Origin of the sequence: Maricaulis sp., assembly GCF_017642925.1 — a bacterium.
In the GTDB taxonomy this organism is placed as follows: Bacteria; Pseudomonadota; Alphaproteobacteria; order Caulobacterales; family Maricaulaceae; genus Maricaulis.
Genome location: NZ_JAEPOL010000009.1, coordinates 153,089 through 160,153, shown reverse-complemented (window position 1 = coordinate 160,153; position 7,065 = coordinate 153,089). Strand labels below are relative to the sequence as shown.

Annotated in this window: 6 protein-coding genes; all 6 read left to right on the top strand. The window is 64.4% G+C overall.

The window, feature by feature from the left end:
• The first annotated feature begins 482 nt into the window (after positions 1-482).
• The 6 genes from JJ918_RS09390 to JJ918_RS09365 all read left to right on the top strand — a co-directional run bounded on the left by JJ918_RS09390 (position 483) and on the right by JJ918_RS09365 (position 7,061).
• Positions 483-941: a potassium channel family protein gene (locus tag JJ918_RS09390; protein ID WP_291886252.1), complete on the top strand. Its 459-nt coding sequence runs from the start codon at positions 483-485 to the stop codon at positions 939-941.
• 102 nt (positions 942-1,043) lie between these two features.
• On the top strand, positions 1,044-3,053 hold the full coding sequence (locus JJ918_RS09385) for an acetyl/propionyl/methylcrotonyl-CoA carboxylase subunit alpha (RefSeq protein WP_291886249.1): 2,010 nt from the start codon (positions 1,044-1,046) through the stop codon (positions 3,051-3,053).
• A 78-nt stretch (positions 3,054-3,131) separates the two neighbouring features.
• Positions 3,132-3,623: a DUF805 domain-containing protein gene (locus JJ918_RS09380; protein ID WP_291886247.1), complete on the top strand. Its 492-nt coding sequence runs from the start codon at positions 3,132-3,134 to the stop codon at positions 3,621-3,623.
• Between the two features lie 80 nt (positions 3,624-3,703).
• Positions 3,704-4,165 carry a DUF805 domain-containing protein gene (locus JJ918_RS09375; RefSeq protein ID WP_291886245.1) on the top strand — a complete coding sequence of 154 codons (462 nt, stop codon included), beginning with the start codon at positions 3,704-3,706 and terminating at the stop codon, positions 4,163-4,165.
• 79 nt (positions 4,166-4,244) lie between these two features.
• The gene (locus JJ918_RS09370; RefSeq protein ID WP_291886243.1) at positions 4,245-4,763 is read left to right on the top strand and encodes a hypothetical protein; all 519 of its coding nucleotides are present in this window, start codon (positions 4,245-4,247) and stop codon (positions 4,761-4,763) included.
• A 147-nt stretch (positions 4,764-4,910) separates the two neighbouring features.
• Positions 4,911-7,061, top strand: a complete 2,151-nt coding sequence (locus JJ918_RS09365; protein ID WP_291886242.1) for a TonB-dependent siderophore receptor — start codon at positions 4,911-4,913, stop codon at positions 7,059-7,061.
• The last annotated feature ends 4 nt before the right edge of the window (positions 7,062-7,065 follow it).

Sequence of the window (7,065 nt, the reverse complement as noted above, 5' to 3'; positions counted from 1 at the left end):
TGCTGTCACCCACCAGGCGCGGACGAGCTCCGCACGCTCCCGGGCACAAGGGACTGAGCTCATGCCTCCCATCCCGGAAACCGATGACGATCTTACGCGCTGTTGAGCGGACGGGGATAAGTTTGCGGCGCTATTCTCTCTCCCCCGTCATCCCCCGGCGTGTCCGGGGGACCTCATCCATCCCGTGGGCGAGGGCAAGTGCCTCACTTTACAGCGAAATCGCCCCCCGGCGAGCGCAGCTCCCCCGGACAAGCCGGGGGATGACGACGGGTTGGGGAGGTGAGTGAGGCGGGGATAAGTGCGAGATCGCGGCCACCTCGCTCTACGAACCGGGCCCTGACTGAAGCCTGCGCCCGCGAAAGCGGGTGGCCGGGAAAAACGGAGGGTGACGGGGCGAAAGTGCGAAGCGTCACCGTTGGACCTGACTTTCGCGTGGGGGACGATGGCTGTATCTAGGTTCGATCTTTGGCAGAGGGGCAGGGATGATTGCGGCACTGGCGGTTTCCGGCGTGATGATCGTGCTGGTCCTGGCCATTCACATGGTCGGGCTGGGCGCGCTTCTGGTGATGATCCGCTGGCGTGGTGACGGCGCGCGCGAGCCGGGGCACCGGCTGTTGCAAGCCGGGCTGATTCTCGCGGTCGTGCTGGGCGTGCTGGGGCTGCACGGGATCGAGATCTGGCTGTTTGCAGGCCTCTATCTGCTGCTGGGCGAGATCGGCACGCTGGAGGAGGCGCTGTATTTCTCGGCCTCCACCTTCTCCACACTCGGCTATGGCGATGTGGTGCTGTCGGCCAGCTGGCGGCTGGTCGCGGCGATGGAGGGGATTACCGGCTTCCTGCTGATCGGCTGGTCGACGGCCTTCCTGGTGTCCGTGGTCGGGCGGCTGCGCGCGCTGGAGGCCGACTGGTTCAGCGGTCCGGACCGCGAGCGGGCCGATTAGTCTGCCCACCAGTCTCAGTGCAGCGCTTGCCGCGCGGCAGGACGGCACGCTAAACCGGTGCGGCTATTCCGGGCGTCCGCCCGCCATGCTTTGGGGCCGTTCATGTTCAACAAGATACTGATTGCGAACCGTGGCGAGATCGCCGTCCGGGTGATCAAGACCTGCCGCCGTCTGGGGATTGCAACGGTTGCGGTGTATTCCGAGGCGGATGCGGACAGCCTGGCTGTGGAGATGGCGGACGAGGCGGTGTTCATCGGCCCGCCGGCGCCGGGCGAAAGCTATCTGGTGCTGGACAAGATCCTCGAGGCCATCAAGCAGACCGGCGCGGATGCGGTGCATCCCGGTTTCGGCTTCCTGTCGGAGAATGCGGCCTTTCCCAAAGCGCTGGCCGAGATCGGCGTGGCCTGGATCGGGCCGAATGTGAATGCGATCGACGCGATGGGCGACAAGATCCGCTCCAAGCAGCTGGCGGCGAAGTCGGGCGTGTCGACTATTCCGGGTGCCGATGGCGAGATCAATGATGCCGAGACGGCGCTGATTGCGGCCCAGAAGATCGGTTATCCGGTGATGCTGAAGGCCTCGGCCGGTGGCGGCGGCAAGGGGATGCGGATTGCCCGCTCGGACGCCGAGGTGAAGGACGGGTTCAAGGCAGCGCGCAACGAGGCGAAATCCTCCTTCGGCGACGACCGTATCCTGATTGAGAAATTCATCGAGGAGCCGCGCCATATCGAGATCCAGGTGCTGGGCGACAAGCACGGCAATGTGGTCCATCTCAACGAGCGTGAGTGCTCGGTGCAGCGGCGTAACCAGAAAGTCCTGGAAGAGGCGCCGTCGCCCTTCCTCGATGCCAGGACCCGCAAGGCGATGGGCGAGCAGGCCGTCGCCCTGTCCCAGGCCGTGGATTATGACAGCGCCGGTACGGTCGAGTTCATCGTCGACAAGGACCGGAATTTCTACTTCCTCGAGATGAATACCCGCCTGCAGGTGGAGCACCCGGTCACCGAGCTGACCACGGGGCTGGACCTGGTGGAGCAGATGATCCGCTCGGCCGCCGGGGAAAAGCTGGAGATTGCCCAGAAGGACGTGAAGATCGATGGCTGGGCCGTCGAGGCGCGTCTCTATGCGGAAGATCCCTATCGCGGCTTCCTGCCCTCGATCGGGCGCCTCAAGCGCTATGCCATGCCGGAAGAAGGCCAGCTGGGCGAGGGCATGCTGCGGATTGACAGTGGCGTGCGCGAGGGCGACGAAATCTCGCTCTTCTACGATCCGATGATTGCCAAGGTGATCGGTTATGGCAAAACCCGCGAGGCGGCGATCGATACGCTGGCGGCCTCGCTGGACCGGCTGCATGTGGAGGGGTTGCAGTCCAACGCGCCCTTCCTGTCGGCCGTGCTGGACGAGACGGACTTCCGGGCCGGCCGCATCCATACCGGCTATATCGGCGAGCACTTCCCGGAAGGCTTCCACGGCACTGCGCCGCGCGAGGACCAGCTGGTGGCGATGACCTGCTGTGCGGCCTATGTCCACGAGACGCTGACGCGGCGTGCGGGTCGGATCGAGGGGCGTCTGCGCCCGGAAGAGACGGTGACCACGCGCGAATGGGTGGTTTTCCTGGACAAGCGCCGCATCCCGGTCGAGATCGAGATGAGCGGTGAGGGCGAGGCGACCGTCTGGGCGCCGTCGCTGGTCTCCGACAAGCTGACGGTGAGGACGGCCTGGCATCCCGGCCAGCACTTGTTCGAGGCCGAGATCGACGGGCGCGCCGTCGCGCTGGAATTCTCCGACCGGACCGAGGGCTATCTGCTGCGCCATCGCGGTTTCAAGGCGGTCGGTATCGTCTGCACGCCGCGCTCGGCCGAGCTGCATGTGCGCCTGCCGGAGAAGGAAAAGCCGGACACTGCCAAACTGGTCGTCTCGCCCATGCCGGGCCTTGTCGTCGCCATCGAAGTGGCCGAGGGCCAGGAGGTGAAGACCGGCGAGCCGCTCATCATTGTCGAGGCGATGAAGATGGAAAACGTCCTGCGCGCGGAAACCGATGGCACCATCAAGGCGATCAAGGTCGAACCCGGCGCATCCGTCGCCGCAGATGAACTCATGATCGAGTTCGAATAAGGCTTCACCCCCAGGGCGGAGTCGTGCGTTACTTGGCCGTCGGGCCCGCTTGGGGCGTGCTTTCGGGGGAGAGAACCGATGGATCTGCAGTATGTCCTGCTCAATCCGAACGGCCGGATCGCCCAGCGCGAATTCTGGATCGGCATGCTGATGATCGTCTTGGGGAATGTGTTTCTAACGCCGATTCCCTTGCTCGGTGGCTTGGTTTGGCTTGTCCTGATCTACGTTGGTGTTTGCGTTTACGGCAAGCGGTTGCACGATGCTGGACGGTCGGCCTGGGTTCATATGATACCTTGGGCCATTACCGGCTTGCTTGTGCTGATGGCTGTCATGATAGCGGGGGCAACGCTTCTCTCTCGTATGCTGTCCGGAGGGGATATCAACCTGTTCAACATGTTCGCCTTGGGGGGCGCGCTGAGCATGCTGGCGGGCTTCGGCAATCTCGTCTGGCTTATCTACACGCTGTGGGTCGGGCTTTCGGCGGGGCAGGCGGGGGCAAATGCCTACGGGCCGGCGCCGATCCGTATCCTGACGGCCGAGCCTCCGGCTCCGTCCGACGAACAGGGCTAGGCGGCGCCTTCGCCAGATTTGCCGTGCCATTGCAAACGAGTCGCGCTAATTGTCGCGCATCGAGCTAATGGGAGACGAACATGGCGCTCAACGATTTCATCATCGATCCCAAGGATGCCCAGCGCATCCTCATCGGCGCGAGCGGCAAGCTCGGCCCCATGGAGTTCGCCCAGGGCCTGGTCGCGCTCGTGGCGGCGGCTATTGTCCTGCAATTCATTGCCCTGGTTCCGGTGATCGGCGGGCTGATCAACCTGGTTGGCAGCCTCGCGCTGCTGTTCTGCTGGGTGTGCATCTTTGCCAAGCGTTTCCACGATGCCGGCCAGTCCGGCTGGCTGGCGGCGGCAGCCTTTGTCGTGATGATCGTGATCTCGATCGTGCTCAGCATGATCCTGATGCCGGTGATCGTGGGCGCGTCGCTGAGCAATCCGGCGGGCTATCAGGCTGCCGGGCTGAGCACCGCACTGGTCAGCATCATTATCAGCGTGGTGGCAAACGGCGCCGTCGGTTTCTACGCCTATCGTCTCAAGCCGGCCGCCGTCTGACACGGCAAAATCACTTGATCCTGAAGGACGGGGCCGCGATTGTGCGGCCCCGTCTTTGTGTGTGGCGTTGGGAGGCATCATGAATCCGCTCGTTCTCTTCCTGCCGGTCTACCGTGCATCGGCGACCGCATTGCTCGCCGGCCTTGCCGTTCTGGCGGTTGCCGATTTCGTCCGTATCCAGTTCGGACTGGGCCCGGTTCCGGTGTGGATCGGCATGCTGGCGATCTGGTTTTTCGTGCTGTCGCTCTTCATCAATCGCCGCCGCCATGCCGGCATGGGCGTTGGGATTGCCTTCCTGCCCGTCGGTCTGGCCATTGTGGGCAAGGGGATCGGCGCCATGGCCGGCCTGATGCCGGGCATCTATAGCGCCATGGTCGATTTCGCCGCCGAAAACGGTGTGGACACGTCTGACCAGGCCGCGCTGGCCGAAGCCATGGGCGAGCCGGGTTTTCAGCAGGAATTCCAGCGCGCCCTGCAGGAAAATCCCGAAATGCTGGAACAGCTGACCGCGACGACTGGCCTGGCCTCCTTCATCGGCTTCTGGCTGGTGATCCTGGCCTTCGCCGTCTGGTTCTCGCGCATGTCGCGCCAGGGCTGACGGCCCACGCCAGCCTGTCTCAAATCAGCAACGCTTTTTGTGCGGCTGCGCCTGACCGGTGCAGCCGCAGTGCGTTGTGCTTGACGGAACGGTTCTCAAGTTATTTATGCGTCTCATTCTTAATTGCAGGTTTGAGAGTTGTTCCGCATGACCCGTCTTCTCACGACATCGGCCCTGGCCGGTTGCGCCTTCGCCCTCATGGCTGTCCCGGCCTTTGCGGTTCAGTCCGCAGACGCCCCGGACACCGCCCAGCATGCCGACGAGGATGTCGTCATCGTCACCGGACGGGCGCGCTCGCTCTACCGCGTCGGTGAGATCAGCTCGGGCAAGCTGCCGGTCGAACCGCTGCTGTCGACCCAGACGGTGCAGGTGATCAATGAGCAGCTGATCGAGGACCAGGGTGCGCGCGACGCCCAGGACCTCTACCGCAATTTCTCCGGTGTCAGCGTGTTCAGCTATGCCGGCGTGACCGCGCGGGGCTTCCGCCAGGAAGAGATCTATTTCGACGGGCTGCGCGGCGATCCCTATGCCGGCTTCTCCGTGCCGCAGCTGTTCAACGTGTCGCGCGTGGAATTCCTCAAAGGGCCGGCCGGCATGCTCTACGGTCCGGGGGCACCGGGCGGCCTGTTCAACTACATCACCAAGACGCCGGGCGAGGAATTTTCCGCCCAGACCAGCCTGGTGGCCGGCACGGAAGGCCGCTACGGCGCTTCGGCCGAGCTGGAAGGGGGGCTGACCGATCGCGTGTCGGGCCGCGCCGGCGTCTTCTACGAGACCATGAACCAGCCGCGCCGCAATGCCGACAGCACCACGCAGATCTTCGACGCCGGCCTCGCCATCGCGCTGGATCGCGGCCGCATCCTGCTGCAGGCGACGCGCTATGATCAGGATCTGGGCGGCAATCGCTTGCGCGGCGTGCCCACGGACGATGCCGGCAATTTCCTCACCGACCGCCGCTGGAACCACAATGAGGACAGCGACTTCCTGCGCCTGGTCTCGAATGTCCTGCAGGCGCGGATCGAGTATGATCTGACCTCCAGCCTCTCCTTCGATGCGGGCCTGCGCTGGAATGAGGGTGAGGAGACGCAGCAATATCACGAGCCGCGCGGCCTGTTCGATTCGGACGGCGATGGCGCGGTCGATGCCTCGATCCGCGAATTCCGCGACCAGGAGCGCGGCAATGAGAGCTGGTCCTTCGGCGCCAATGCGATCTGGAGCCATGCCTTCGGCCGGATCGATAACCGTCTCCTGGCCGGGGTCGACTGGTATACCCAGGAATCCGACTTCCTCGGCTTCAGCCTGCGCGGCCGCAATGTCCCGACCGCGGGTCTGCCGACGCCGCTCAGCCTGTTCACGCCGGAATACGGTGTCACCGACCCGTCGACCTACGCCCTGCCGCCGCGCGCCGACTATCGTCTGACGCGCAGCGAACAGGAGCGCCGGGGCATCTACCTTATGAACGAGGCCACGATCGGCCGCTTTATCGGTGTCATCGGGGTCCGTCAGGACCGGTTCGAGGATACCGACCTGGTCACCGGTGACGGTTTCCAGGACGAGGCGACGACCTGGCGTGCGGGCGGTGTCTATCGCCTGCGCGATGACATCTCGCTGTTTGCCCAGTGGGCCGAAAGCTTCGAGCCGCAATCCATCTCCAGCCAGGATCCTCAGGCAGGCGGTCCGTTCGATCCCAGCGCCGGCGAAATCTGGGAAGCGGGCGTGCGCACCGAATTGCTGGACGGACACGTCCAGTCTTCGGCCTCCATCTACCGCATCGTGCGCTCCAACGTGCTGCAGTCCGACCCGCGCGGCGATGTCGGCAATGACGGTGTGGACGATCTGGTGGCGCTGGGCGAGGTGACATCGGAAGGCTTCGAGTTCGACGTGACGGCCGACATCACCTCGAACTGGGTCGCCACCATGTCCTACGCTTACAACGACACGCTGATCACCGGCGATGCCGGGACGAATGCGCTGACCAATTCGGTCGGTGACCGGTTTGCCAACGCCCCGCAGCACACGGCCGGTTTCTGGACCCGCTACCAGTTCCCGCAGATCAATACGGCGGTGGCGCTGGGCGGTGATTATGTCGATGTGCGCCAGTCGATCAGTGGCCAGAAAGTCCGGCCCTATGTCGTCTTCGACGCCTCGATGATCTACGAGATCGACGCCTGGCGGGCGCTGCTGCGGATCGACAACCTGTTCGACGAAACCTATGCGTCGAGCGGCTTCATCGACCGCACCGGCCACTTCCCGGGGGCGCCGCGCTCGATCTTCGTCGAACTGACCCGGCGCTGGTAGTCCG